This window comes from Knoellia altitudinis (genome assembly GCF_042666355.1).
In the GTDB taxonomy this organism is placed as follows: domain Bacteria; phylum Actinomycetota; class Actinomycetes; order Actinomycetales; family Dermatophilaceae; genus Knoellia; species Knoellia altitudinis.
This window is the reverse complement of the sequence record NZ_JBHTDK010000001.1, coordinates 430,041-454,048: the sequence shown is the minus strand read 5'-3', so window position 1 is coordinate 454,048 and position 24,008 is coordinate 430,041. Positions and strand designations below refer to the sequence as shown.

17 protein-coding genes and 2 pseudogenes are annotated in these 24,008 nt (G+C 63.9%); 5 read left to right on the top strand and 14 right to left on the bottom strand.

Translation table 11 applies throughout. The features are described 5' to 3' along the window. Nucleotides 1–88: 88 nt before the first annotated feature. Nucleotides 89–526, top strand: a complete 438-nt coding sequence (locus tag ACFQW8_RS02135; protein ID WP_380085336.1) for a helix-turn-helix domain-containing protein — start codon at nt 89–91, stop codon at nt 524–526. A gap of 375 nt (nt 527–901) precedes the next feature. Then, nucleotides 902–1,120 (top strand): annotated as a pseudogene (locus tag ACFQW8_RS02130) (JAB domain-containing protein); the annotation flags it as partial. Nucleotides 1,121–1,155: 35 nt separating this feature from the next. Here the strand turns inward: ACFQW8_RS02130 and ACFQW8_RS02125 are convergent. From ACFQW8_RS02125 to hsdR, 5 genes are all read right to left on the bottom strand, one after another. Next, nucleotides 1,156–2,298 (bottom strand): hypothetical protein, encoded by a 1,143-nt coding sequence (locus tag ACFQW8_RS02125; RefSeq protein ID WP_380085335.1) that lies wholly within the window; start codon nt 2,296–2,298, stop codon nt 1,156–1,158. Next, nucleotides 2,298–3,794, bottom strand: coding sequence for a class I SAM-dependent DNA methyltransferase (locus ACFQW8_RS02120; RefSeq protein WP_380085334.1), 1,497 nt, complete (start codon nt 3,792–3,794; stop codon nt 2,298–2,300). Before ACFQW8_RS02120 ends, ACFQW8_RS02125 begins: the two co-directional genes overlap by 1 nt. Next, on the bottom strand, nt 3,791–4,645 hold the full coding sequence (locus ACFQW8_RS02115; protein ID WP_380085333.1) for a nucleotidyl transferase AbiEii/AbiGii toxin family protein: 855 nt from the start codon (nt 4,643–4,645) through the stop codon (nt 3,791–3,793). The genes ACFQW8_RS02120 and ACFQW8_RS02115 overlap by 4 nt, the downstream gene beginning before the upstream one ends. After that, complete coding sequence (locus ACFQW8_RS02110) at nt 4,642–5,235, bottom strand: type IV toxin-antitoxin system AbiEi family antitoxin domain-containing protein (RefSeq protein ID WP_380085332.1); 594 nt, start codon at nt 5,233–5,235, stop codon at nt 4,642–4,644. The genes ACFQW8_RS02115 and ACFQW8_RS02110 overlap by 4 nt, the downstream gene beginning before the upstream one ends. 72 nt (nt 5,236–5,307) lie before the next feature. Then, on the bottom strand, nt 5,308–7,674 hold the full coding sequence (gene hsdR, locus ACFQW8_RS02105; protein ID WP_380085331.1) for an EcoAI/FtnUII family type I restriction enzme subunit R: 2,367 nt from the start codon (nt 7,672–7,674) through the stop codon (nt 5,308–5,310). A gap of 213 nt (nt 7,675–7,887) precedes the next feature. Here hsdR and ACFQW8_RS02100 point away from each other — a divergent pair, with 213 nt between their 5' ends. Beyond that, on the top strand, nt 7,888–9,018 hold the full coding sequence (locus tag ACFQW8_RS02100; RefSeq protein WP_380085330.1) for a DUF4365 domain-containing protein: 1,131 nt from the start codon (nt 7,888–7,890) through the stop codon (nt 9,016–9,018). A 457-nt stretch (nt 9,019–9,475) separates the two neighbouring features. On the opposite strand, the gene ACFQW8_RS02095 is transcribed toward ACFQW8_RS02100, so the two are convergent. Then, a complete protein-coding gene (locus tag ACFQW8_RS02095; RefSeq protein ID WP_380085329.1) occupies nt 9,476–10,843 on the bottom strand; it encodes a recombinase family protein in 1,368 nt (455 codons plus the stop codon). Nucleotides 10,844–10,872: 29 nt separating this feature from the next. Here ACFQW8_RS02095 and ACFQW8_RS02090 point away from each other — a divergent pair. Continuing rightward, nucleotides 10,873–11,019 (top strand): annotated as a pseudogene (locus ACFQW8_RS02090) (CpaF family protein); the annotation flags it as partial. 456 nt (nt 11,020–11,475) lie between these two features. On the opposite strand, the gene ACFQW8_RS02085 reads toward ACFQW8_RS02090, so the two are convergent. The 6 genes from ACFQW8_RS02085 to ACFQW8_RS02060 all read right to left on the bottom strand — a co-directional run bounded on the left by ACFQW8_RS02085 (nt 11,476) and on the right by ACFQW8_RS02060 (nt 19,607). Beyond that, nucleotides 11,476–14,019, bottom strand: a complete 2,544-nt coding sequence (locus ACFQW8_RS02085) for a DEAD/DEAH box helicase (RefSeq protein WP_380085328.1) — start codon at nt 14,017–14,019, stop codon at nt 11,476–11,478. Beyond that, nucleotides 14,016–15,674: a site-specific DNA-methyltransferase gene (locus tag ACFQW8_RS02080; protein ID WP_380085326.1), complete on the bottom strand. Its 1,659-nt coding sequence runs from the start codon at nt 15,672–15,674 to the stop codon at nt 14,016–14,018. Before ACFQW8_RS02080 ends, ACFQW8_RS02085 begins: the two co-directional genes overlap by 4 nt. A 246-nt stretch (nt 15,675–15,920) precedes the next feature. Next, nucleotides 15,921–16,733 (bottom strand): hypothetical protein, encoded by an 813-nt coding sequence (locus tag ACFQW8_RS02075; protein ID WP_380085325.1) that lies wholly within the window; start codon nt 16,731–16,733, stop codon nt 15,921–15,923. 184 nt (nt 16,734–16,917) lie between these two features. Next, nucleotides 16,918–18,234, bottom strand: coding sequence for a hypothetical protein (locus tag ACFQW8_RS02070; RefSeq protein ID WP_380085324.1), 1,317 nt, complete (start codon nt 18,232–18,234; stop codon nt 16,918–16,920). 458 nt (nt 18,235–18,692) lie between these two features. Next, nucleotides 18,693–18,827, bottom strand: coding sequence for a hypothetical protein (locus ACFQW8_RS02065; protein ID WP_380085323.1), 135 nt, complete (start codon nt 18,825–18,827; stop codon nt 18,693–18,695). Nucleotides 18,828–18,965: 138 nt separating this feature from the next. Next, nucleotides 18,966–19,607, bottom strand: coding sequence for a hypothetical protein (locus ACFQW8_RS02060; RefSeq protein ID WP_380085321.1), 642 nt, complete (start codon nt 19,605–19,607; stop codon nt 18,966–18,968). Between the two features lie 99 nt (nt 19,608–19,706). Here ACFQW8_RS02060 and ACFQW8_RS02055 point away from each other — a divergent pair, with 99 nt between their 5' ends. Further along, nucleotides 19,707–20,909 carry a hypothetical protein gene (locus tag ACFQW8_RS02055; RefSeq protein ID WP_380085320.1) on the top strand — a complete coding sequence of 401 codons (1,203 nt, stop codon included), beginning with the start codon at nt 19,707–19,709 and terminating at the stop codon, nt 20,907–20,909. 1,148 nt (nt 20,910–22,057) lie between these two features. Here the strand turns inward: ACFQW8_RS02055 and ACFQW8_RS02050 are convergent. Together ACFQW8_RS02050 and ACFQW8_RS02045 are read right to left on the bottom strand one after the other, a co-directional pair. Beyond that, nucleotides 22,058–23,197 (bottom strand): hypothetical protein, encoded by a 1,140-nt coding sequence (locus ACFQW8_RS02050; RefSeq protein WP_380085319.1) that lies wholly within the window; start codon nt 23,195–23,197, stop codon nt 22,058–22,060. A gap of 339 nt (nt 23,198–23,536) precedes the next feature. Then, complete coding sequence (locus ACFQW8_RS02045; RefSeq protein ID WP_380085318.1) at nt 23,537–23,812, bottom strand: helix-turn-helix transcriptional regulator; 276 nt, start codon at nt 23,810–23,812, stop codon at nt 23,537–23,539. Between the last annotated feature and the right edge of the window lie 196 nt (nt 23,813–24,008).

Here is a 24,008-nt window from a genome sequence, read left to right as displayed (position 1 = left end):
AAGATGATCCGAATCGGTAGGCGCGGCTAACAGGACGAGGGCGCGGCGTAACGGAGATCGGCCAAGGGTTGCGGTCAGACTGAATAGCGTGAGCATCGGAGCCATTCCCCGCGTCGACGGCCAGCACCGCAACAGAGCGCTTGCCGCAGCCCGCCGGACCCGCGCTGTGGAACTTCGCTGCCAAGGTTGGACGTACGAGGCCATCGCCGACGAACTGGGCTATGCGAGCCGCGCAACGGTGTATTCGATCGTCCACAAGGCCCTCGCCACTCAGGAGGCCGGCGAGGTCGAGACCCTGAAGGAGCTGGAGACGGAGCGTCTTGACCGGCTTCAGGCGAGCCTGTGGGCCCAGGCCATGGCGGGGGATGTGGCTGCAGTCACCGAGGTGCGACGGATCATTGAGGCGAGGGTGCGTCTGCTGGGCCTGACGAGCAAGGCAGGTCTAGAGCAGGAAGCCTGTGTAACCGTCGTTTGCTCGTGCGCCCCAGGGACCGGACACCAGCGCCCATCACTAGCCGCCTTTTAACTAGGCGCGTTGCATGCCATGGGTTGCATCTGCGGCCGGAACCGCTGGCCCGTCGGCGCTAAGTCCTTTGGCCGAGCTGCTCCTCCAACGCGGTCGCAGCGGCCCCAAAACCGGCCAAGCCGCCGAGAGATTTCCCACGATTTCTCTGGCCAGCGCTTCGCGCGACGGCAGGCTGACGAGGTCCTCGAGTGAGGAGTCGGTCCGGCTGGGGCGGCGCGCCTGCTCGCCGCCTCGATCTAGCGGCGCGGGCCACAGATGCGCCGACCAATCGACCAACCGCGTCGTGGACACGGCAGCCGCGATCGCTGAGTTAACTCCGCCGGTGCTTCGCCCAGAGCGGCGAGAGAAGGTCGTCGTCTTGGTGCCGACGATGCTAATCGCGTGCTTCGCCTTGTGCCTGTTGTGACTGGCGGATTGGGTTGGAGCGCGCTGCCTGTCCGAGAGCCGCTGCAGGCGGTGCTGCGGTACGACGGTCGAGCGTTCGCCCTAGGGCACAACCACCCTTCGGGTAATCCAACCCCGAGCGTCTACGACCGCGCGGTCACGCAGGCCGTAGGTCGGGCCTGCCGACGCGACTGGGCTTCGTTTCCTTGACCACGTGATCGTCGCTGGCACGTCCTGGCGCAGCGTCAGGTGAGTTCGGCGAAGGCCTCATTTCTCGCTGCGGTGAGAAGCGCTTTCGAAACCACGTCTCGTTGCTCCAACTGTGCGTCGATCGCCTCGACCTGCGAGGCCAGGTCGACCAGATGATGTTGTTGGCGGAGCGGGGGCAACGGAACGGCAAGTTCCAAGAACCGTTGGCTAGACAGCGTTCGATTGCGGTCAGCCGACCCTGGGGAGGCCTGCCCGAGTAAGGACAGGCCGAGAGGCGTACCGAAGAACAGGCGAAGAAATTGCAGGTCGACGGCTGCCGGATCGGCGGCCTCCCACTGAAGGAAACGGTTGGACGCAACCAGGTTTTCGTCGCCAACGCAAGTCATGGCGACAGCCCCCTCCCACGCCTTGATGTTGCTAACCACTAGGCGGTCTGGCTTGACCGAGAAGTAGCGAAGCTTGGAGAGGTCGTCGCCCTTTGTTGACGGGTAGCGAATGAGGCCCTTACCGAACGATCGCACCCCTAGCGGTCTGTACGATTCATCCGCCTGGATGTCGATCGGAATCCTGGCGGTCCGCAGGAGGTCGCCGAGAGGTCGGGCAGGGTATGTCGAGACCTCCGAGATGGCGAGGATGCGCGCCTTGACGCGTGCCAGCCCAGCTCTCGTCCTCTTGAGGTAGCCAGTCATTGAAGCCACGCCGTCGAGGCGAGTAGCGATGTGCTCTTGCTCGGGGAGGTCGGGAAGTGGCAGGGACCCGTCCAAGAACGCTGATGGCTGAAGGCGTCGTCGCCGGACGTTGGTCCCCGTCGAGTTCGCGGCCAAGGATCGCCAAAAGGGCTCCCAGGCGAAAAGATGACGCAAGTAAGCCGCTTCCGCTTCGGCTGAGCAGATTGTGAAGACGCAATACTCCGGCGAGGTGTAGCGATGCCCCAGGTTCTCGTCCACGAAGGCGAACGCTCCTTCCCAGGCGCCGAGTTTGGGATAGATCAGGTCGCCCGCCTCAACCAGCTGCAGCTCCTTGTACTTCGTGTCCGCGCCTCTCAGGGAACCGGCGTCGAATGATCCGCGGGCGAAATTGCGGGCACCGACCATTGGGTATGTATAAGTGGCTGACACAGGCGTCATGCGGCGCACTTGTTGCAGGACGTCCCCGACCCGAACCTGGCGAACAGCCATCAGGCGTCACTCCCGAGATCGGCCTGGAGCTCGCGCAGGGCCGCAAGTATCCCTTCCTCAACCGCAATGAGTTCGTGGACGAGTTCCTCGGGCGAACGGTGCGCCAGGTCGTCGACTCGATGCGGGTTGCGAAGGTCCAGGTTGTAGCCGTCCGCGGCGAGCTGTGCTGCGTCAACCCTCCAGGCGTGCTCGTTCTCGACCCGACCGACTCGGTCCTGCCCACCCCACCATCCGGCGAGGTCGGCGAACTCCTCGTATCGCAGCGGCTTCGTTTTGGTGTAGTTCTTCCGCCCTTCTGGCAGTGGTTGCTCGTAGAACCAGATGTCTCTCGTGGGTCCGCCGTACTCGAAGAAGAGCAAGTTCGAGGGAATGAGGGTGTAAGGCGCGAACACCCCGTTGGGCAGCCGCACCACGGTATGCAGATTGAAGTCGGTAAGCAGCTTCTTCTTGATCCGGGCCGGCGCGCCCTCGTTCGCGAAGAGGACTCCGTTGGGTACGACGATGCCACAGCGGCCCTTCCTCTTCTCGAGGCGTGCCATCACCACCTGCAGGAACAGCCATGCAGTCTCTGAGGTTCGGGAGTCCGCAGGGAAGTTCTCGAGGCTGCTGCTCTCTTCCTCGCCTCCGAACGGCGGGTTGGTCAGAACGACGTCGACCCCGGCCTTGCGCTGGTCAACGAGCGTGAAGGTCAGACAATTAGTGCGGGTGACGGTGGGCTGCTCTACCTCGTGCAGGAGCAGGTTCATCTGGCAGAGAAGGTAGGGGAGTGGCTTTTTCTCGAAGCCGATGATTGAGCTCTTCGCCTTGGCGATCTCGGTTGCCGAGCGAGCTTGGGCTCGGAGATGCTCGTAAGCCTCGACCAAGAAGCCGCCTGTTCCCACGGCCGGGTCGAGCACCGTTTCACCGAGGCGTGGATCGACTTGCTCGACCATTAGTCGGATCACCGGTCGCGGGGTGTAGAACTCACCCGAATCCCCTGCAGCATCCCGCATCTCGCGCAGCATCGACTCGTAGAGGTGCGCCATGGTGTGGATGTCGTCCGTCGATGTGAAGTGCACCTTGTCGATCTGGTCGATTAGGTCACCAAGGAGATACCCGGACAACATCCGGTTGTTGGTCTCCTTGAACACCGACGCGAGCGTGGTGCGAGGGTCGCCGGCTTGGTCGGAACCCTTGAGCCTGCCGAGGCCAGGCAGCAAGGTGCCGTTGACCCAGTTGATTAGGGCGTCGCCCTGCTTGCGCGTCGTTGGATCCGCAGCCCACACGCTCCATCGAAGTTCTTCAGGGAGGGCCGGTCGATAGTCGGGGTCAACGATCATCCGATTCTGCTCGAGGTCATCGAACGCCTTGAGAAAGAGAAGCCAGGATAGTTGGGGGAGTCGGTCAAGATCGCCGTTGAGTCCTGCGTCCTTGCGCATGATGTCGCGACTGGTCTTGATGACCGACGCGAGACGCGTCTTTGGGGTCTGAGCAGCACTCTTGGCGGATGGGCTCACGGGTGGTTCTCCTCGGGGGTGACCGCTTCGGCGAAGAGGCGTTCGGCGGTGGAGCGGGCGGTGGAGTAGGCGACGGGCAGGTCGGCCTCAGCGGCCATGACCGCGTAGTCGGTTTGCCAGGAAGCGGGGAACTCGGGGAGCTCCGCGGGGGGCGGCACGCCGTCCCGCACCTGCCAGACCACCTGAAGCCGGCTGTGCAGGTCGGGGTGCGGCAGCAGCCCTGCATCGGCGAGCAGAACCACGTCGACGAGGTCCTTGACCCGGCTGCTGGGCCGACTGCCGGCGTACGTCCGAGCCATAGCGTGAAACTTCTCCGCCGCATGTTGGGCGACGTCTACCGCCGGCATAGTGGCGCTATTCAGACGCTCAGCAAGGATCGGCGGATGCACCTCGACACTGCCCACGGCACCGGCGATCTCCGCGCTCCGCGCGACCACGTCGAGGCGCAAAGGCGCGAAGACCTTGCCGCCGAGGAAAGACGTGACGGCGAATTTCCAGCCAGGGTTGCCGGTCTCGTCTTCGGCGAGCGCTTTCGGTGCGGATACTTGGAAGGTCAGCCCGTCATCCGCGTCGACGTCGAGAGCATCGAGCAGTCGGTCCTGCACTTCGGCGCCGTCGAGGTCGTCCAGCATCGCGAGGTCAAGGTCTTTGGTAGCCCGTGCCTGAAGGCCGAGTCTCACTTCGAGGGCGAATCCTCCCTTGAGCACCCAGCCGTCGGTAGCGGACAGCCGGACGAGGATCCGCTGGAAGGCGAAGTGGCGGCGCACTCGGTCCGGTGCGACTTGTTGCTCGGCTGCGACGTTGGCCAAGCGGTGGTTGATGCTGTCGCGAAGTGCTCGGTCGACGGTCACGTGGTCGTTGCTCCAAGCGCGCGTTCGATGCGGAGTGCCGCACGGTCGCCGGCCTCGTCAGAGCGGGTTCGTAGCCGGCGCGCGGTGGTCAGGCCCTGGTCGAGCGCGCTAGCGACAGCAGCGTCGAGTTGCTCTTGTGTGGTGTCGCCTGCCGCGAGATCCAGCAGCGTGCGCAGCGGAGTGGTCACTCGCCAAGCGCCGTGGTCGAGGACATCCGCGGTGGGGAGGTCGCTCGCATGAGTTACCACTGCGGGATCCGCCGCCCGGAACTCGGGGGGAACGGACATGTGCACGTGACGGGGATCAAGTTCGCCGAGGTCGTGGACGAGCGCAGCCGAGTCGTGGGACACCACGCCACGGCCCTCGCTCCACAGGGTCCAGCGCACCCACTGATCCTCGGACGCGGAGGGCCAGTCAGGGAGTCGGAACAGGCCACGGTCGACCCGCAGCCAGTTGCCACTATCGGCGTGGTACTTCTGTGCCTGGTAGCTGTACCCGAGGTCGAGAGCCTGTGCGGCGCTGAAGTAGCCAACTTGGCTGAAGGCAAGGCGTTGCAGTGCCAGCCGCAGATCCTGTCGAGTACCGGCCATGGTCCGAGCATAGCGTACGAGAACTCAATCTGAACTTTAGTTGATTGCAGTAGCTGATCATCAAAGTAAAACTCACGCTGAGTACAGCCAACCTTGGAGCTCGCTAACGGCTTGGCGCCAGCCTGCCGCGCCGCCGAAGTGTCGTGCCGCTTCGACCGGTGAGCCGAAGTTGCTCAGCGGTGGCACCTGGAAGGCGTAGACGTGGGTCATCTCCTCGACGCCGTACTCTTCGTAGCGGTCGAGGAGGGCGGAAATGATCTCGCGCGCGGTCGGCACCAAAGCCTCGAGCTCGCTCGCGTGGTCTTCACGCACCAACCGAGCGCGTTCCGCTCTCGTCCGTTGAGGAACGTTCCAGGCCGCGTAGGCGAGGACGTCGAAGGGGTCAGTCTCGGGCGCGAGCTCGAGGCGCCTCGACATTTCTTCGATAGATACGCCGCGGGAGGCGAGGCTCTCTTCCAGAACCGCACGCAACTGTGGATCTGCCCAGCGAGCGCGTAGGTCATCGATGGTCGGACACAGGACGCGGACCTGTCCGGCGAGGTAGTCGGCGTACTCCACCAGGCGGAGGGTCCCGGTGCTGGTGTCGGGTACGTAGTAGGCCTCGGCGGTGACCGTGACTTCCGTGCCATCGACGTAGTACTTCCGCGGTGGTGGCTGGTCGAGTTCTCTCTCGGACTGGGTGCGGTCGAAGGAGGGCTCGGGTTCGCCAACCGACGGCATCTCGGGGGCAGCGTCCCCGAGATCGTCGTCGACGATCCCGCCCGACTCGTCGATGCGCTCGGTCCGGATGCGCACCGGCTCACCGTCGAAGCCCGGATCGGAGAAGAGGACCGACGCGCCGACGTAGTCCACGATCTCGAAGGAGTACTTGTCGTTCTCGGGATACAGGCGGGAACCTCGGCCGACGATCTGCTTGAACTCGACCATCGAGCCGATCGGACGAAACAGCACGACGTACTTCAGGTCCTGCACATCGATTCCGGTGGACAGCATCCGAGATGTCGTGGCGACAACGGGTGACGACGACTCAGGGTCGCTGAAACGGTCGAGCTGGCGCCGGCCGGTCTCGCCTTCGGCGCTGACGATTCGGACGACCCAGAACGGATCGCCGGCCACCTCCGTCGGATTGTGCGCCACCATGGCTTGCCGCATCTGTTCCGCATGTTCGGAGTCGACGCAGAACACGACGGCACGCCCGGGGCGATCGCGGAAGATCTGACTGAGGTGCCGAGCTGCCGTGTCCGTTCGGCGCAGGAGCGACACGAGGCGCTCGAAGTCACGGGTCGTGTAGAGGCCGTCGGGGATGTCCCGGCCGAATGTGTCGACCTCGCCGGGGTCCGGCCGCCAACCCTCGGCGTCCGGGGTCAGGACGATGCGTCGCACGGTGTAAGGGGCAAGGTAGCCGTCGTCGATGCCCTGACGCAGGGAGTATTCGAACACCGGCTCGCCGAAATAGTCGTACGTGTCGACGTTCTCTTCGCGCTTTGGCGTCGCGGTGAGGCCAAGGTGGACTGCGGAGGCGAAGCGGTCGAGCACTGCTCGCCAGGACGATCCGGGCACGGAGCCGCGGTGGCACTCGTCGACGATGACCACGTCGAAGAAGTCCGGCGGGTAGCCCTCGAACGTTGACTCAGCATCGTTGCTGTTCTTGAGCGACTGGTAGGTGGCGAAGTAGATCTCTCGGCCCATCACGGCGTGCCCCTTGATGCGCGTGGCGCCCTCACCGAACACGGGACGGAAGTAGCCCTCGAGCGGCTGCTTGATGAGCGCGTCGCGGTCCGCGACGTAGAGAATTCGCCGGGGTTGCTCGGCATCGACGATCCGCCAGTACGAGAGGAGCTTCCAGCAGAGCTGCAGTGCGGTGAGGGTCTTACCCGAGCCTGTGGCCATGAGCAGCAGGACCCGAGTGTGCCCGGCAAGCACGGCGCGGAGGACGCGGTTGATGGCGACCACCTGGTAGTAGCGCAACAGCCGTATCGATCCGTCGGCGTTCGTCAGGGTCTGCGAGAGGGGTTGGGAAAGCGCCGACCGCGCCTCCACATCCAAGTGGTGGTGGCGCGCGTACCGGTCCCACAGTTCGGGCGGGGTCGGGAAAGCGTCCAGGAGCCTCTCAGTCCCCGTCGACAGATCCCGCTCGATGATGGCGTGACCGTCTGAGGCGATCGCAGTCGGAAGGTCGAGGGCGACGGCGTACTCGACGGCTTGCTGGAGTCCCTGTCCCGGGCTCGAGTACTCGCGCTTTGCCTCCACTACGGCGACAGGCAGCCCGGGCACGATCTCAAGCAGGTAGTCGACCCGGCCATCGCCGCCGAGGGTTGTGTTTGTGGCTAGGTCGGAGCGGACGACGTACTCGGTGCGAAAGCTGTCCTCCCACCCGGACTCCACCAATCTCGGAACGACGTACTCGCGGCAGGTGTCCCGCTCGTTTCGCCCCGTCATGCTCATAGGCTAAGGGGACCGCAGTGGGACCGCCGGAACTTGGCGCCCAAGAGGGTCGGAGCGCAGCACGGAAGCACTCGCGCTGTTGGAGCCTGTGGAACTGTTGCGGCGTGAGCGACAGAGAATCGGCGTGGCCGACAGAGAAGCAACGTTGAGTCTTCTGACCAAGTAGGTCAGCCAGTGCTATCTCGTAGAGGCGGATGGAGAGGCCTGATGGTGGCAAAGAAGACAAGGGCAACGAAGACCGCCAAGAACGCGCCCACCAAGCAAGCTCACCGCAAGCGGCGCAACTCCACGCTGCTGCAAGGCGACGCGGGAGAGAAGATCGTCGCTGACGCCATGCCTGAGCAATGGTTGGTTAGGAAGGTCGATAAAGATTTCGGTATAGATCTTCATGTCGAGGTCTTCGATTGGGTGCCCGATGACCCAACCGCGGCGGATACTTTGGGGGAGCACTTCTTCGTTCAGGTGAAGTCTCAGGCGACGCTCAAGACCGTCAAACACGTCGCCCGTAGCCGAGGCAACGTGGCCAAGCACGTTCCAGATCCCGGTGAGGGGGATGCCGTCGAGTTCAGGGTTGTTTCTTGTTCCATCGAAGTCGGCGAGTTAATGACCATCGAGGCGATGGGCAATGCCGTTCCCGTACTCCTGTGCGTCGCCGCAGTCGACACTGGGGACATCTACTACCTGTGTCTGAACGACTACATCTCCAAGGTGCTGCTGCCCAACAACCCGAACTACGCCGCCGAAAACCAACACATCACCGTTCACCTGCCGACGTGGAACGTTCTCGACCGAGACGATGACAGCATTGGGTATCTCTGGCTGCTCGCTCGACGACCGAAGTACTACTCGGCGTTCAACACGTTCAGCTACCAGAGCCACGAGCTGGACTACGTCCATGATCAGCTGCTGCACCTGACCTGGGCGATGAATGAAGACGGCGCGCTGCCGGTCCCGGACGACATCATCACGATGCTCGAGGTCTTTCTGAAGTCCAACCTGCGCCTTGACATCTGGGAGCCAAGCGGACCTGCCTCCTGGTCTCCCCTCGGCGACGTTCAGAAGGACTTCCTTACCCTCCAGGCGGCTTTGCCCCAGTTTCACGAGCCGCACAGCGCCCAACGTCTGATGGCAGTGGCAATGCAGCTGACCCAGATATTCAACCGGGCAGCGAACCTCGGGCGCATGTACGAGGAAGTCTGTCGTGAGTGGCGCTTACCAACCGCTCTCGCCGTCTTGATGGACGATCATCCCGGGCTTAAGTACAGACCCGAGGCCGTGCCGAAGGTGATCAAGAAGCGTCCTGCTAGAGGATCCCGCGAAGACGACGAAGCTGTGTAGACCAAGAAGGCGGCCGCAGCGACCAACAGAGGCGGAGCGGCGACTAGCAACATCGCGGCCAAGAGGGCCAGCTCATGACAATTCACCTGCTCGTCGACCTGGTGAACTCCGCGCCGACACCGCGCCCTCGCCGAGTCCCGTTCCGGGGGAGGGGTGGGCGGCTACGCCCTTGTCCACACCCACATTGGTCCCGTAAATACGCTCATCGCAGCGGACGCTCGGAGCCGGGGGCTGACCTAGCCGCGGTCCGCAAATAGTCCGCAAGAAGTCCGGACGAGACCGATTATCGCCGAAGACGTCCAACGGCCTCGAGAATGCCTTTGTGCGGGTCACACAGTGTCTTTTCGGCAGCGACCGGCGACGAGCAACATCAGCCGATACCCCGTGATCGTGCGGCTACAACGTCTGCGGGGCCGGAGTCGGAGTAGCTCGTTGGAGCACGAGCCGTGCCACCACGTCAGGCGGTGGCCCAATCCAGTACAAACCGAGATGGGGAGAGGCGTGGTCCGGAGCCAAACCCCACATGCTTGATGGCGAGCCGATCGAATAGCAGACGCAGCACCTCTCGGCGTTGAATGGTCGTCCACCCAGCCCAGGCCTGTCTCGGGTCGATGAGGCTGGATTCGGTGACAAGGCTTGGTGTCGGGTTCTGTTGAGTCTCGAGTCGGCGGAGGCGGTCGGCGAGGGCCTCCAGCTGCGGGCGAGCCTCGTATCGGCTGATGACCCCGTCGCCGACCAGGTTGATTATCTCCTCGCGACGGCGACGGACCTCCTCGAGTTGGCCCTGAACTGCACCCATCATGGTCGCGGGTCGAAAGAGCGCAATGGCGTCAGGACGCCTTAGTCGCTGCACCACGAGACTGGTGATGAGGTCGTCGGCGCTGATTCGACTGACGCCCACGAAGCACTGGCCGGGCACACGTGCCTGATAGAGAACGTCTGCTCCCCGGGTAGCTGCGAAACACGGATGACCGTGCTCGGCGCACGCCAACAGCCCACCGAGAAGCGAGAGGGTCTGGCGGGGCCGTGAGCGTTCGCCCCGAGGCCGTCGGCGAAGGGCTTGCTGGGTCGACCGCCACTCGCTCGCGTCTACTAGCCCCTCGAAGGACGCCTCACGAAACTCGTCGTCTACCTCAACCAGCCCTCCAAGAGCTGGGCTGCCGATAAGCCGGGCGATGCCCGTGTGCGTCCAAGCCTTGCCCCGTTTCGGACGTACGCCTGCTGCGTTGAGGTCTGCGGCGATGGCTGTCAGGGCATCGCCGCGGCGGGCCCGTCCCAGAATTTCCGTCACGATCTTGGCCCGTTCGGGGTCGCCTTCCGGCAGGCCTGGTGTGCCCGATGCTCGCATTCCGTAGGGGATCGGGCCCCTCCACTTACCGTCCGCCTTCGCCTGCTGATGTGCCCGACGCACGCGTTCACCCGTGCGCTCACTCTCGCTGCGCGCCACCGCACCAAGCATCCTGGCGACGAGCCGACCGTGACTGGTGCCCACATCCCATGAGCCGGCCTTGACCGTCTCGACGACGCAGCCCGTCCGCTCCACGAGCTCGATGAAGTCTTCGAGCTCTCTGGGGGAGCGATGCAACCGCTCCGGGGCCCAAGCCACGATGACGTCGATTTCGCCCCCTTCAACGGCTTGGATGAGGTCGTCATACCGCGGCCGGCGACGTCCCGAGTACGCGGACACGTCGTTGTCGACGAAGACCCCAATCACCGACCACCCGCGCCGATCACAGAGCTTGCGGCAGTCCTCTTCCTGTCGCATCACGCCGAGACCGTCACCTACTTCGTCTCGGCTGATCCGTGTGTAGACACCGACTCGCATGGCTCTACCCTAGGTCCAGCCGCTCGTTGATCTGGATCAACGAGCCGACGCGCGTCTTCATCGCCCGCAACGGTGTGGCCGAGCTGACGACGACCCTGCTCACCAGCGACGAGGTGCGCGACCTCGTCGAGCGCATGCTCAAGTCCTCGGGTCGGCGGGTCGACCTGTCAACACCGAACATTTGACATACCAGCACGGCCGGTTTTCCTGATGTCATGAATCGCCCTGTGGCACAACGGAATCCCGTGTCACGGTGGCTGCGTGTTCTCGGCCTGTGGGCCCGGTGCCCGCCACCTTGATACGACTGGCGCCGAGCGACTACGTCAGCGGCCGAACGCTAGGAAATCTCCACCCTCGACAGCCACGGCGTGAGGACAAGACTGACGGCCATAACGGGCCTCCCAAGGGAGGCCCGGCCCATGCGCCAGCGGCAAACGGTGTTGGTGAGGCCACGCTATGCCGGGATCTGGCGGTCGTCAGATCGTCGACTTCATTGCTCGAGTCTGTCAACGCGTGAGGAGAAGCTGATGTGCTCGACCCTGGATACGGCGAAAGTGCGCGATCGCCCTGCATCGACCCGAAGGCGCCGTGTAGCGATACGTTAGGAAATCGCGCGTCTTCGGGGTGGCGCCTCAGCGGTACACCTGCCCGCCGGATTTCACGCCTTCCCAGGAGGATGCAGCTGAGCACACTGCCTCCGACGCTATGAGGTAAGCCCACGATTCGTGGACCTCGGCGCTCGAGTTGACTGTCTTCACCCAGGCTGCCGCAGCGCTGCGCTTTGCGTTAACTACCGGGCTGTTCATCTCCGAATCCCGTTTGCCCTCAACGATCCAGTGGAGGCCCTCAGAGTCGATGACGATGAAGTCCGGCTCGTACTGCTTCTGCACGGCGCCCGCCAAGTACGAAATCCGCAGCGGCACAGTGTCATCGACTCGAATCCACGCCTTAACTGCGGGAGAGGACTCGAAGATCCCCGCCAGAGTGAACTCGGTGGAGAACGCATCGAACGCGTTCACCTCGTAAACCGACTTGGCCCACCCGGTATACGGGTGGCGGGGCTCAAAGTCCCGCGAGGAAGTCACGATCTGGCGGTCCGCGGCTGGCCGCACCTCCAGACGCTCGGAGGGCTCAGGCCAACGCACCGGGTGCACGTCGCGCACCTGTCGGACGGGTGAGGACGTCTGCTTGGCGCCGATCCACTCGGTCAGCCGCGCGGTGGCCAGTCGTCCGTGCTCGGCCCGCCACGGGGTCCGGTCGGTGACGCCGGCCCCGGCAAGAAACGCCCTGGCGACCGCGACAGCCGCATTTATCTCGCCCGCAGTCGCTTCCACTGCGTTGGTGCGGATGAGCCGGCCCACAAGGTCGGTCTCAATCGTGTCAAAGGGCATAACGGTTTGGGTCGCCACCACCTGCTCAAGCTCATCGCGAATAACGACGCGCGTGGTCCCACTAGCGTCGCGCTCGGCGTCCAACGCCTTGCGGGTCAGCGTCGGTGCGTTGTCCTGCGCGAACAGGCGCCCAAGCGCCTCGACCGATTCGAGGTTGATAGACGATAGTGAGAAAAGGTCGCGCTCCCACCGCGTCACCACCGACGGTAGGAACAGCGGGATCCGCACGCCGCCCGGCGAGCGCGGTGTCAACGGCCGGGTCATCGTTGACCGGGCAGCAGCTCCTACCGCGACTCGAGCATCAACGGTCGCCATGCTGAACCCCACATGAGAGCGACCCGCTGACGAGTCGACGTCCGACTTATCGAAGAGCCCAAGTTGGTCGGGGTCAGTGGCGGCGGCGCCTGGCAGGAGAACCTCGACGGTTCCCGACTTGGGCCACAGGAAGTCAGCCGGCAGCTCCCCTTGCGCCCCCAACGCTGCGCCTGCCGCGCGCCGTCCTGGCACCGGGTTCGCCACGACACTTGCCTGATTGATCCGGCCACCCAAGGTCTCCTCCAGGAGCGACTTCGCCTGCTTGAGGAGTGAGGCGAACGACCTGTGCGAAAGCACCTCGACGGTGTCGAGCATCGCGTTGCCGGTGCGCTGGCCGAACGGCAGCCGCAGCCCGCGCCCCAGCACCTGCTCCGTCAGGAGAGAGGATTCCATCGAGCGCACGGATGCGATGACGTAGATGTTTTTGACATCCCACCCTTCCTTAAGCATCGACACCGACACCACGGCCCGCACTGGCGAAGCCGGGTCCTCTAGCCGGTCCAACGCTGCCAAAGTGGTGTCCGGCTCCTCGGACGTTACAAGCAGCACGGCATCGGACGACCCGAGCATGTCCGACCCGACGAGCAGGTCCCGGTACTCCGTGGCCTCCTCGATCGTCGTCGCAACAAGGAACATCACCGGCTCGACGTAGGCCCGCCCTCGCGCCTGAGCGCAGTACACCCGCATCGCCTCGCGCTTGGCATCCAGCAGCGTAAGCCCGTCGGCGAGTTGGGTACGCACGTCATGAATGCCGTCCTGCCGGGTCACGAGCACCGGCACCTTTACGTAGCCGTCCGCAATCGCATCGGACAGCGGGTAGTGAAAGACACGCATTTGGAGGGATGCCTCGTGCGGTGTCGCTGTGAGCCCGATCGTCGCGAGCGGGTGCAGGTCGCCGATTGCGGCCTCGAACTTCTTCGCCGACCCGGAGTAGTACACGTGGTGCTCGTCAGCGATGACCACGAGGTCGTCCGCACCCTCGAGGTAGGTCTGCACTGCCGTGCCCAGCGTCTCGTGCGGCTGGTACGCGCGGCGACGATCCTCCTTATTTGGCCGCAGCAGCGACTGGACCGTGAAGACGAACACCTTGAACACGTCCGGACTGTCCAGCGCAGCCCCGACTTCTCCGCGCTCGACTGTGTCGAGGGTGATGACCATCGGCCGTGACTGCAGCCCGCGCAGGTACTTCGGATGCCCCGGAGTGAGGTTGTCGATTGTCTTGCGCTGGATCGTCGAACCGGGAGTCACAATGAGCACATTGCGGACGCCCGACTCGTAGAGGTAGTCCAGCAGCCCTCCGGCGATGTAAGTCTTCCCGACACCCGTCGCGAGGTCAGCGATGAACTCGCTGCCCGGTTCAGCGCCATCTAGGGCGCGCGCGATCGCACGTAGCGCCGCCTGGTTCGGTTCGCGGAGATCCAGGTTGTATGACACCTGCTCCACGAGTGCGCCGTCGTAGTCGATGCTCACAAGGTCGGTCCTTCCGCAACAGGAGCCGCATACCGGTCAACTGGCTCCGAGCGTCGCCGCACCCGCAGTGACCCGGGCGTCAGCAGATCACGCGGCGCCTTGCGGATCCTCGACCCCCGGGAGATTTCGGCCAGAGTCTCCTCAGCCTGCGCCAGTACGGACTTCGCCACGATGGTGACCCGCTCCTTCTCCGCCAGCGCGCCAATAATCGTGCGCACCTCCTCCTGACCAACCGCGCCGTCCAGCACAGCCAACCGCATCCGACCTCGGATACCGCACAGTGGCTGCGCATCCTTCTGCCAGGCGAACCCAAGCTGCCCCGCGACCGCCCGCGCGAACCGCTCGCCCACCGCCCAGTCGGCAAGAACTACACCGTATGCCGTGTCCTCATACATCGACGGCCCCACCGACACCGTCGCAAAGCCTGACCCGCCCTGCCAGTCGACGGACTTCGTGCTGCCACCCGGGTCCTCCCCGTTGATAACCTTGGTCAACCGCGGATGAGTGAACTGCTCAACCGTGCGGGGGAGGATCTCCGCCGTGACCCATCGGCGCCCCATCTTGTGGGCCACCGCCGCAGTCGTCCCCGACCCGGCGAAGCAGTCCAGAACGATGTCACCGGGAGCGGACGCAACCTGGATGACGCGCTCGAGCAGCGCCTCGGGCTTGGGCGTTGCGAACGGGACCGCTCCCGCAAACAGTCTCTGGATCTCGTTCTTGCCTGATTGGCTGTGACCAACTTCGGCATGCGGCCACCACGTCTGAGGGACGCGCCCCCGAACCTCAGTCAGAAAGCGCTTTACGGCCGGAACGTTCTCCCCCCGGGCTCCCCACCAGATTCGGTGGTCAGCGTCCATCTCGGCGAGCTTGTCCTTCGATACTCGCCAGAATCGACCTGGCGGGGGGCCGGGAATCTCCCGGCCTGAAGGCGTGGTGATTGGGTAGACACCCAGGCTGTACGGCTTGTTGGCAAGTAGATCACCAGCCTTCCAAGGCCCACGCGGATCGTCATCCGCATTCCTGTACGCGGCGTCCATCGCAGCCGTCCGGGGCATCGCATTGGGACGCCACCGCTCCGCATCGCGCGCATAGATGCTGATGTTGTCATGGTCGACGCTGAGGTGCCGTGCGGAGTTCTTCGGGCTGTACGCCTTCTGCCAGACGACGTTGGCGATGAAGTTTTGCGGCCCGAAGACCTCGTCCATAAGGAGGCGCATGCGGTGGTGTTCGGCGTCGTCGAGGTGTACCCACACCGACCCGTCGGGCGCGAGCAGTTCGCGGAGTAGCAGGAGCCGCTCATGCATGAACGACAGCCAGGTGGAGTGCTCCATCCAGTCGTCATAGTGCTCGAAGGCCTGCCCAGTGTTGAAGGGCGGATCAATGTAGACGAGCTTGACCTTGCCCCTGTACTGCGACCGGTACTCCGGGACCTCAGTGAGCACGCGCAGCACATCGAAGCTGTCGCCAGTGAACAGCAGGTTGCCGGCACTCGGGTCCGCTGGCACGTCACCAACTGAACCGGTGAAGTCTGTGAGTCGCACCTCGACAGCCGCCGGGTGGTCCCGCTCGACCCACACCGGGCGGCCAGCCTCGTTCTTTGGGACAAGCAGAAACTTGTCCTTCCCTGGCCAAACCAGCTCGAGTCGTACGGTCATCTCATCCCTTCGAGTCACAATCGCGAGGCCATCTCTGCCTTCAACGGTCCCCTTCCGTGGCAGTGTGTCATCCCTCTGGGCGCTCAGCACAAGGCTCGCGGGATTGTCAGCGCCGACTGATTTCGGAAGGTCCCGATGCGTCCCGAAGGCGGCCCGCTTCCGGCTAGAAGACAACCATCATGGTTCGGCATGCGCTCCCGCTGCGAGCAGCAGGCCGGAGATACGTCCCACGTTGCAGCGAGTACGTCATAGGTAAGTAGAAGCCATGACGGACAGCACCTCGGGGGACGCTGGCCAATGTTCTGTTGTGCCGAGCGGGGGCAGGTCACCACCCAGGCGGTATCCGTCCTTCAACGCTCCGGCAAAGGTGGGCCAACCCACCGCCTTAGAACCAAGACGAGGCATCGTCGACAGGTCACCCGACTCCGGCGGTGCGTGCAGGAGTTCCCAAGCTTCATTCCGAACGACGAGAGGATGCTCGATAGCCCATCCCGGATGGGATATCAGCGTTACGCACAACCCCTCAGTGCCGAGCATCATGAAGTGGAAATCGGTCGTCACCCCATCTGGTTCCCTGACCCATCGCGGCACAGGCACGCTATACGCCGGGCTGACCTCTTCGATGGTTCCGTTGAACACCCACAGTGACAAACCTTCCGGCACCGGGCTCCCGTCCACCATCCAACGGTAATCAGGTGGCTCAGACTCGTAGCGAACCGCAACTTCGTCCAAACGAGGATGCTCATGTCGAGCCAATGGATGCCCCAGTAGAAGCAGCACCTTTGCCCACCAGAGCCCCACCGCCTGCCATGTGGCTTGGCTCTCGATGCCCGACCAGTGCGTAGCCACAAGCCGCTTAATCGCATCCTTCGCAGGCTTCTCAAATCGTCGATCGAGTTCGTTGTTGCACGGCTCGCATGCAGGCAGCAAGACCCTTTGGCGCGCTTTGCCATGGATCTGCTTGCCCTCGCGGTTCCGGACCGGCTCTCCATTGGAGGACCATCCGAGTGGCGGAGGCCCCACTTCGTCGAGAAACCTCAGGTACCACTGGGGGTACACGTGTTCTCCACGACCAACTGCAGGTGCGGAGCGGCAAAGGCAACAGAGTTCGGGGGACACCCACCAATCTTCGTGCAGGACCCACCTCTTTGCACTTGAACCATGGGTCAACGATGCATGGCCGGTGTAGAGCTTGTCTCACTCGTGCTGCGAACGAGCAAGGAGTTAGCCTCCTGCCGGCGACTTACGCCCGGGCGGTGGGCGCGAGCACGATGTACTTGGGACCGTCCGCAGCACCGTTCTCCGGAAGGGCACGCGCGACCATCGCGGTCTCCCCGTTTTCGAAGACCACCTTCACCCGGGTGACCGGGCTGGCAGGGCCGCACAGGTCACGGACACGAACGGTCGCGGTGTCCCACGACTCGTTACCGACGAGCACGGTGGCGGTCCCCTCAGCGTCCACATCAAGCAACCGGGTCACGGCAACCGAGGGGTTTCGGCTCCAGCCAATCGTGAGGAGCAGGTCCTCCCCACCGGGGTGATGGAGACCGGGGAGAAACGCCTGATCCAGCCCCTCCGCAAAGCTCTTCACGCTGTCGTCTCCACCGATCTGGAGGATGCGGGAGGAGTCGACCCCGAGCTCCTCGAGTCGGCTCGCCACGGGACCGGGTTCGCGGTTAACGACGGTGACCTCACATGTCGTCGCTTCAAGGGCATCCGCGAGCATTCCGCTCGTCACCAGGTCGGTCATGGGAATGGAGTAACCCACGATGGCGACGCGTTTGGCTTTCGCGATGGACTCAGCGGTTGTTCGCCATAGCTCACGCGCCAGCGGATTGGCGTAAAAGGCCGACTTCGCGGCGGCAGGGGGGACGATGTAGGCCTCAGTCCCCGGCAGCACCTGCCGACGTTCCTCCTCGGCCGCGATGCGGGGCGCCCCCCATGATCCGGGCAGTTGCCATCGTCCAATGCTTGCACCCGTGGTGTCACCAGGGATCCAAAACGTGTCGACTGACCCGTGCAACTTCATGTACCGGAAGGTGCGGGCTTGTTCTGGACCAAAGCTCATGCCCCCGTACGGTCGATGCCGGGTGGGCGGCATGTGGCGGATGAGCTCTTCGGGGGACACCCTTTTGGCTTCGTCATCCCAGAGCCCGACGGCCGAGACCGCCGTCTCGACAAGGGTGTCGTAGTTGAATGTAACTACAGTGGACTGTGAGTAGTGCAATGCCCCGAGCAAGCGCCGTAGCCACCAGGGCACCTCCGTGCCATGCACGAAGGTCTGCCGCTCAACGATGACTTCTCGCAGAGCCTCCGACACGAGGAGAAACAGGGACTGGTTCGCCAGGTTCCTTGCCGCACTCAGGTCGGGTTGCGACTCGGCGAGCCGTGACAGCCACGCCTCAAGCTGGGGTCCGGAGAATCCACGTGACGGTAGGTCAGCGGTCCCCCTCCTCCGAAGTCGAGCGAGCGCCTCATCGCCGAGTTCCCCAGTCATCGGCATATGGTCTGAGATGGCCTTCGAAAAGCCGGCCCCAAGAATCAGCACACTGTCATTCACCCGCCGAGCCTAGGCCCGGCGGGTGACGCTCCGTGGTCAGGTCCAATGCGGTGCGGCGCCACAGCCTTCGTCGGGGCCGTGTCGGTGCCAGCCGGAACGATGTCTGCATGTCGACCTCCACCCATGGTGCCGCCACACGCAAACAGCGTCGCGCAGACACGATCGCGGCGGCCCTATGGGGCCTGTACTGGCTCGGAGTGTGCTTATACGCGTTGTACAACAGCACCAGCAAAGAGTCCAGTTCCTGGGTTTGGGTCGTACCGACGCTCGTCGCCGTAGGGCCCCTCGTCGCCCTGCTGATGCTGGTGCCGGCTGTCCGTCGACGGCGCGAACACGTGCGTATGTGCCTATCGGCACTGACCGTGACTGTGGTTACCCTCATCGGGCTGATGCAGGGTGAACCTCCTGGACAGGTCGGGCTGTTCGTTGGGCTTCTCGGGCCCGCGTGGGGATTGTGGCTAGTACACCGGGTCAACGAACAAGAAACTGATGCCGAGCGTGAGCAGGCCCGGCGTCTGGCACAGGATCGTCACGAAGAACTGTTGCGGGTCGTGCGAGGTCGGCAGGCGACTGGTCGGCGTGTTGCCGGGCATCGCCGGGGAATGAGAGTGAGGCAACCGACCCGTCGGACGCGGCCAGACTCGGTTTCGTGATGTCAGGGCCACGGAGGACAGCTACGGGTATAGCCAAGCCCCTTCCTCTAGGGCGCATGCGAAGTTCCACTGCCTCGTTCAGTAACTAAACACGTCGCCCAAGCCGCGCTGCTCAAGCTCAACCCGCAGCGGGATGTGTGTCCAGCACCTTGTGGCCAAGTTCAACAGATCCGCTGCGGAAAGCATCTGCGTGAGGTGAGGCAGGAGCAACGGCAAAACCTCAGCGTCTCGCGCCGCGTATGCGACTTGCGCCGGGGAGAGGTGGCTACGAGTCCAGTCGGACATACGCTGTTCCTTCTCCATTGGCACGCCAAGGACGTCGCGGCTAAGCGCCGCCAGCGATTGCCTCTCCTTCTGGTGGGGCCACAGAATCTTGGCTGCGACCTTGGTGCACTTGACTGATGCCGCGGCGACGCCATACTCGGCGTGCAGGAAGCTGAGGTCGAAAACGGCGTGATGGAAGATCTTCACGACCTGCTGAGCCGTAACCAACTCGATGACGCGGCTGGGCGGGCTCCCGTCTCGCAGCTGCACCACCTCGGTGCCCCAGCCGGGAACATGGATCTGGATGGTGCAGAGGCGCGCCGTGCTTGGGTCGAGGCCAGTGGTCTCTGTGTCGACTGCGGCGAGCCCCTCGGCCAAGGCCGCGTGGACGAGGTCATCGGAGGCATCGCCCCTCTGCACCATCCGCCGCACTGTGCCTGCGGTCAGGTCGTTCATGGCTTCAGTCAACACCTAGACACCGACAGACCCTAGGCCCGCGAAGCACCGGCGCGCCTCACCCAGAGCAGCGGGTGGTTGCGGTCGACTTAACGAATCATGACTGGGTTCAGCCTTTACGAGACATTCCGCTTCGTCATACCTGGCGCCATCGCAGCAGCGCTTGTCAGCCTCACCCTGCGCCTGGCGATCGGCTCAGGGGCGATGTACTCAGAGGGTCCCGCGAAGGGCCTAGTCGCAGAACTGGCCACGGCCCGAACCTTCCTGTTCGTCGCCCTGAGTTTTGGTTTCATTCTTTACGCGTTGGATCTTCCAGTCCGGGCACGCATCTATGAGGAAGGCGATCCGGAGCACGGCTACCTCGTTCCAAGCAACACACTTGACAAGATGCTGAGTGCTTGTCGGCCACAGGAGTGGTTGGCGGGTAAAACGCTCTCCGTGTACTTCCTTCTGATGGACGCGCACTTCCCGACGGAGCTCCACAAGAAGGTCTACTTCTTCGGCGGGCTCTACCGCATCTACTTCGATGCTCGCGTGCTCATCGTGACGGCGTTGACCCTTGGTCCGGTCATCGGCTTGGTCGCCCTCCGAGGCGACCCCTCTTCGAGCGAGTTTCACCGAACACATGCGTTGGTTGCCGCAATTAGCATCATTCTCAGCATCGCGGCAGGGGCCGTGGCAACCGTGCTACACAGGAACGCATCCAAGGCACGCCGAGTTCGGCGCGGGGATCTGACCCCGCACGAGTATCTGAAGCGCCTCCGCCAAGCCCTTCGTGAGGCCGGCTGGGTAGCCGCGTTCATCGTTGGGGCCCAAGCTTCGGCCCTCACATTGGCGATGCAGGGCGCGGTCGGCGTTCGCATCATCGGGCTGGGCATGGCCACCACAGCCCTGATCTGTTGGGTGCTGTTCGAGTTCGGTCCTCCGCCGGTGCGGACACCACATCCGAAGACAGGTGAGCTACCCCCGCGGTCCGTTAGGGCGCTCATCCTCAACAGGCTTCGATGCCCCGATTCGCCCGAGACGCAGTTCATCCCTGCGCAGCGAGCCCTGGTGGACGCGGCACTCATGGCCCCTGCCATGATCGCTGCGACCAACCTCACAATCGAGCAGGGGCGCTCCGCGAATGCCGTGCTGTGGTGGGCTCTGCTTCTCGGCATCGGGACTTTCATCGTCGTAAGCAGGAAACATGAGGTCCGACTGCTGAACTCCTTCAGAGATCAGTCAACTTGGCTGTCCTGGAACAGGAAGAAGATAGAGATGCGCGCGCAGGACTTGGCCCCCGACGACGCTTGGGCGTAACGACCTAGGGTCAGGCTGATGGCCAGAAGCCGGTCGTTGCATCCAAACCGTTGCGTGCAACTGCAGCCTGCTGTGCCGCTGCTGGGCCAGCCGCCTGAATCGGGGCACAGGACCTCTAGGACCGCGTGTTGCCCGACGCCCCGAACTATATTTGAACGATGACACGCGCCATGAGCGAAGAATGGGCAACTCAGCGAACCGGGCCAACTGCTCACTACCTGCTGGGGCCTCACAACGACTCCCCTCCGTACGCATACGGGACTCTCTGCGGCTCGCTGAGCGGTTCTTATCACTGGCATGCGGCGGACAAGGGGGATCCTCGTTGCGCAAGGTGCGCTTCCCGTCTTGCAACCCTGGAACAGGAGAAGCGCGACGGGCTCGCCTGATTGCCTATGGCGGGGCTTGACCCCTCGGGCCTTCGGGGAGCGACTGCCATGCCTTCGCGTTCCCGATTGCGCTTTGGCGCGCGGGCACTACAAGAGTCAGTCCGACTCCTCCTCGGGGCTGCTTGTCGTCCGCCTGATGTCGCTCGGCGCGACCCATCAGCAAAATCATGGCGCGGTATCTGCTCTCGACCTTGGCGCCCGCACACCAGTCAAGAAAGTCACCCGCAGCCATGGCCTATGCACGGAGGGGCGATCCACTCCTTGATGCAGCGAAATTAGGGAACTCTGGAACCCACCGTGCGGGGAGGACAGCGTACTACGTACGGAGGTAAGATACCCGGGAGGGGTATCGAGAGGAGAGCGCGATGAGTGGTCAAACCCAGATCATGACGGGGCGATCAACGAGCTTGGAGGCCCGTACCTCCACCCTTGCCCGACAGACCACCGCGCAATATCGCCGGCAGCAGGCCGACCGGGCGATCGCTCGGATCGAGGAGTGCTACCGGCGCGGCCTCGGTATCCCTCAGATCCGATAGGTGATTCGGTGATTGATCGATTCGTCCTATAAAGGACGTCCCAATCAATCACTTCCACCACCAGGGCGAGGCCGCCCTCGCTCCGCTCAGTCCGTCGCGCAGGTTCGCTGGGGCTCACGCGCACGGACAGGAGCCGAGGGCGGCCTCGCCCGTAGTTCAGGTGGGAACGCGCCGACCGAATCATCGGCCTTATTGCTGCCGATATAGCCCGACAAAGGATATAGACCTAGTCCCAGGTCCACCCGTCCCTGTCGCCCGACCACACTCGTTGGGGTATCACTCCACCGATGGACTGGCGCAGCTTCTCGCAGTGAACCTCTCCGTCCTTGATCAGGGCGTCGAGAGCCTTTTCGACCACCTGCTGGTCGGCCGCGACCTGAGCCCTCACGGCCTTGACCGCGTCCACTCGCTTTGGTGGCAGGTGGGCATGGCGCGGGTCGGCATCCCTCGGGCCCTTTCGGAGGTATGCCAGCCATGCGTCCCTTACCTCGTTGGGGCCCGTCGTCGGGATGGCTGCGGGTCGTGCCTTGAGATAGAACCCTGACGGGCCGTAATGCCACTCAGCGACCACCTGTTGCTCGATCCGGTGCCCGTAGCGGTCCTTCGTACACACCACGTGGACGAGGCCGTCAACGGTGCGTCCGCCCTGCACGCGTGTCCAGAGCATGAACTGCGAGACGACCTCGTGCAGCATCGAGGACGACCCTCGGCCCTGCCGCACGTCCTGCCCGACGTGCCAGCCCTTCTGCCGCCCTTGAATCATCACGACCGCGGCATTCGGCCACCGATCGCGCACCGGCTCTGCCACCGTCTGGTACCAGTGGTCGCAGTCGATCGGGCGGTTCTCGTCGAGACCCTGAGCAGCCATCGACTTCGACTGAGAGTCGATGAGCACGAGGTCTGCGTCGTGGTCTACGTCCGCCAGCACCTGGATCAGGTGGTCGTCGTTGCCTGGAAGTTCGGAGAGTCCGCTCCATCGTCTTCGCGCGGGGTCGCCCTCCCCCCGGCGGTCCGTGACGTAGGCGACCCGGTCGAGATCCTCGGGACTCATCTCGAAGTCGCCCATGAGCGTGCTCACATACTCCTTCTCGGAGGTCTCGCAGTCGAGCACCACTACCTGCCCGCCCTGCCGCAGCAGAGCCTTTGTGAGCAGGCTTTTACCGGTACCGGCCTGTCCGGCTAGCCCGTTCAGCCCGGGGTAGAAGAGCGGCAGGTCGAGGCCCTCGATCAGGCCCATTGTGGGGCTCGGTGGCGGAGGTATGCCTTCCTCGCGGTACTGCCGAGCCAGCAGGCCCAACGGTCGGACAAGCTGAGTACCGCCGACGAATCTGAGGTCCAGATCGAAGTTGACCGGCTCCGCGCTCATTTCTCCACGATCTCTCGCAGAGCGGCATACGCCTCGCGCATCTCCTCGAGGATGGACGCCCGAGTCTGGTTGCGTGCGGGCCACCATAGGCCGCCGTTCGGGTCTCCATGCTTGCGCACCCGGTTGTAGTGCACGTTGCACCAGCCCTTGGCGTAATAGGCCCTGTCGCAACCGTGCACTGAGCACGTACGCCCTGACTTGGTGATGCAGGGGGAGGCGTGGCGCGACATCAGCGCTCGCCTCCCTCGTCCTTGACCGGCAGGACGCAGAGCAGCGCGACGACCCGCGCTACCTCGTCATCGGTGAGCGGTTGGAGGCTGGCCGCCGTCTCCTGCGGGCTCATTGCTCGACGCCTTCGACCGGCAGCACCACGTTGCTGAGGTCGATGATCTGCGCGTCAGGGCCGAAGCGCTGGCGCTTGATCGTGGGGTGGGTCTTGATAAGGCGGTCGATCTCGTTGAGGTCGACGGCGTACTTGTTAGGGCCGACCTTGAAGCCTTTCAGTAGGCCCTTTTCGACCCATCGGACGATAGTGCGCTCGCTCTTGCCCGCGTACTCTGCGCCTCGGGCGATGTAGGCCAGACGGCGGGTAGGGGTGGGGTGGGACTGGGACATGAGGGACTCCTGGGAACCGAAGTTCCGCAGCCGCCCGCTGTTGGTCTCATGTCGGGCCCGGCAGTCGGTTTGCGTCCTCATGGCCCCGAGCCGCTAGCTCGATCGCAGAACGCCTGACGCCTCGGGTCTCCCGTCCCTCCCGCTCATGTGGGAAGGGCCAGCGCTTGCCTCGGTGCGGCGAAGTAGGGGAGGCCTA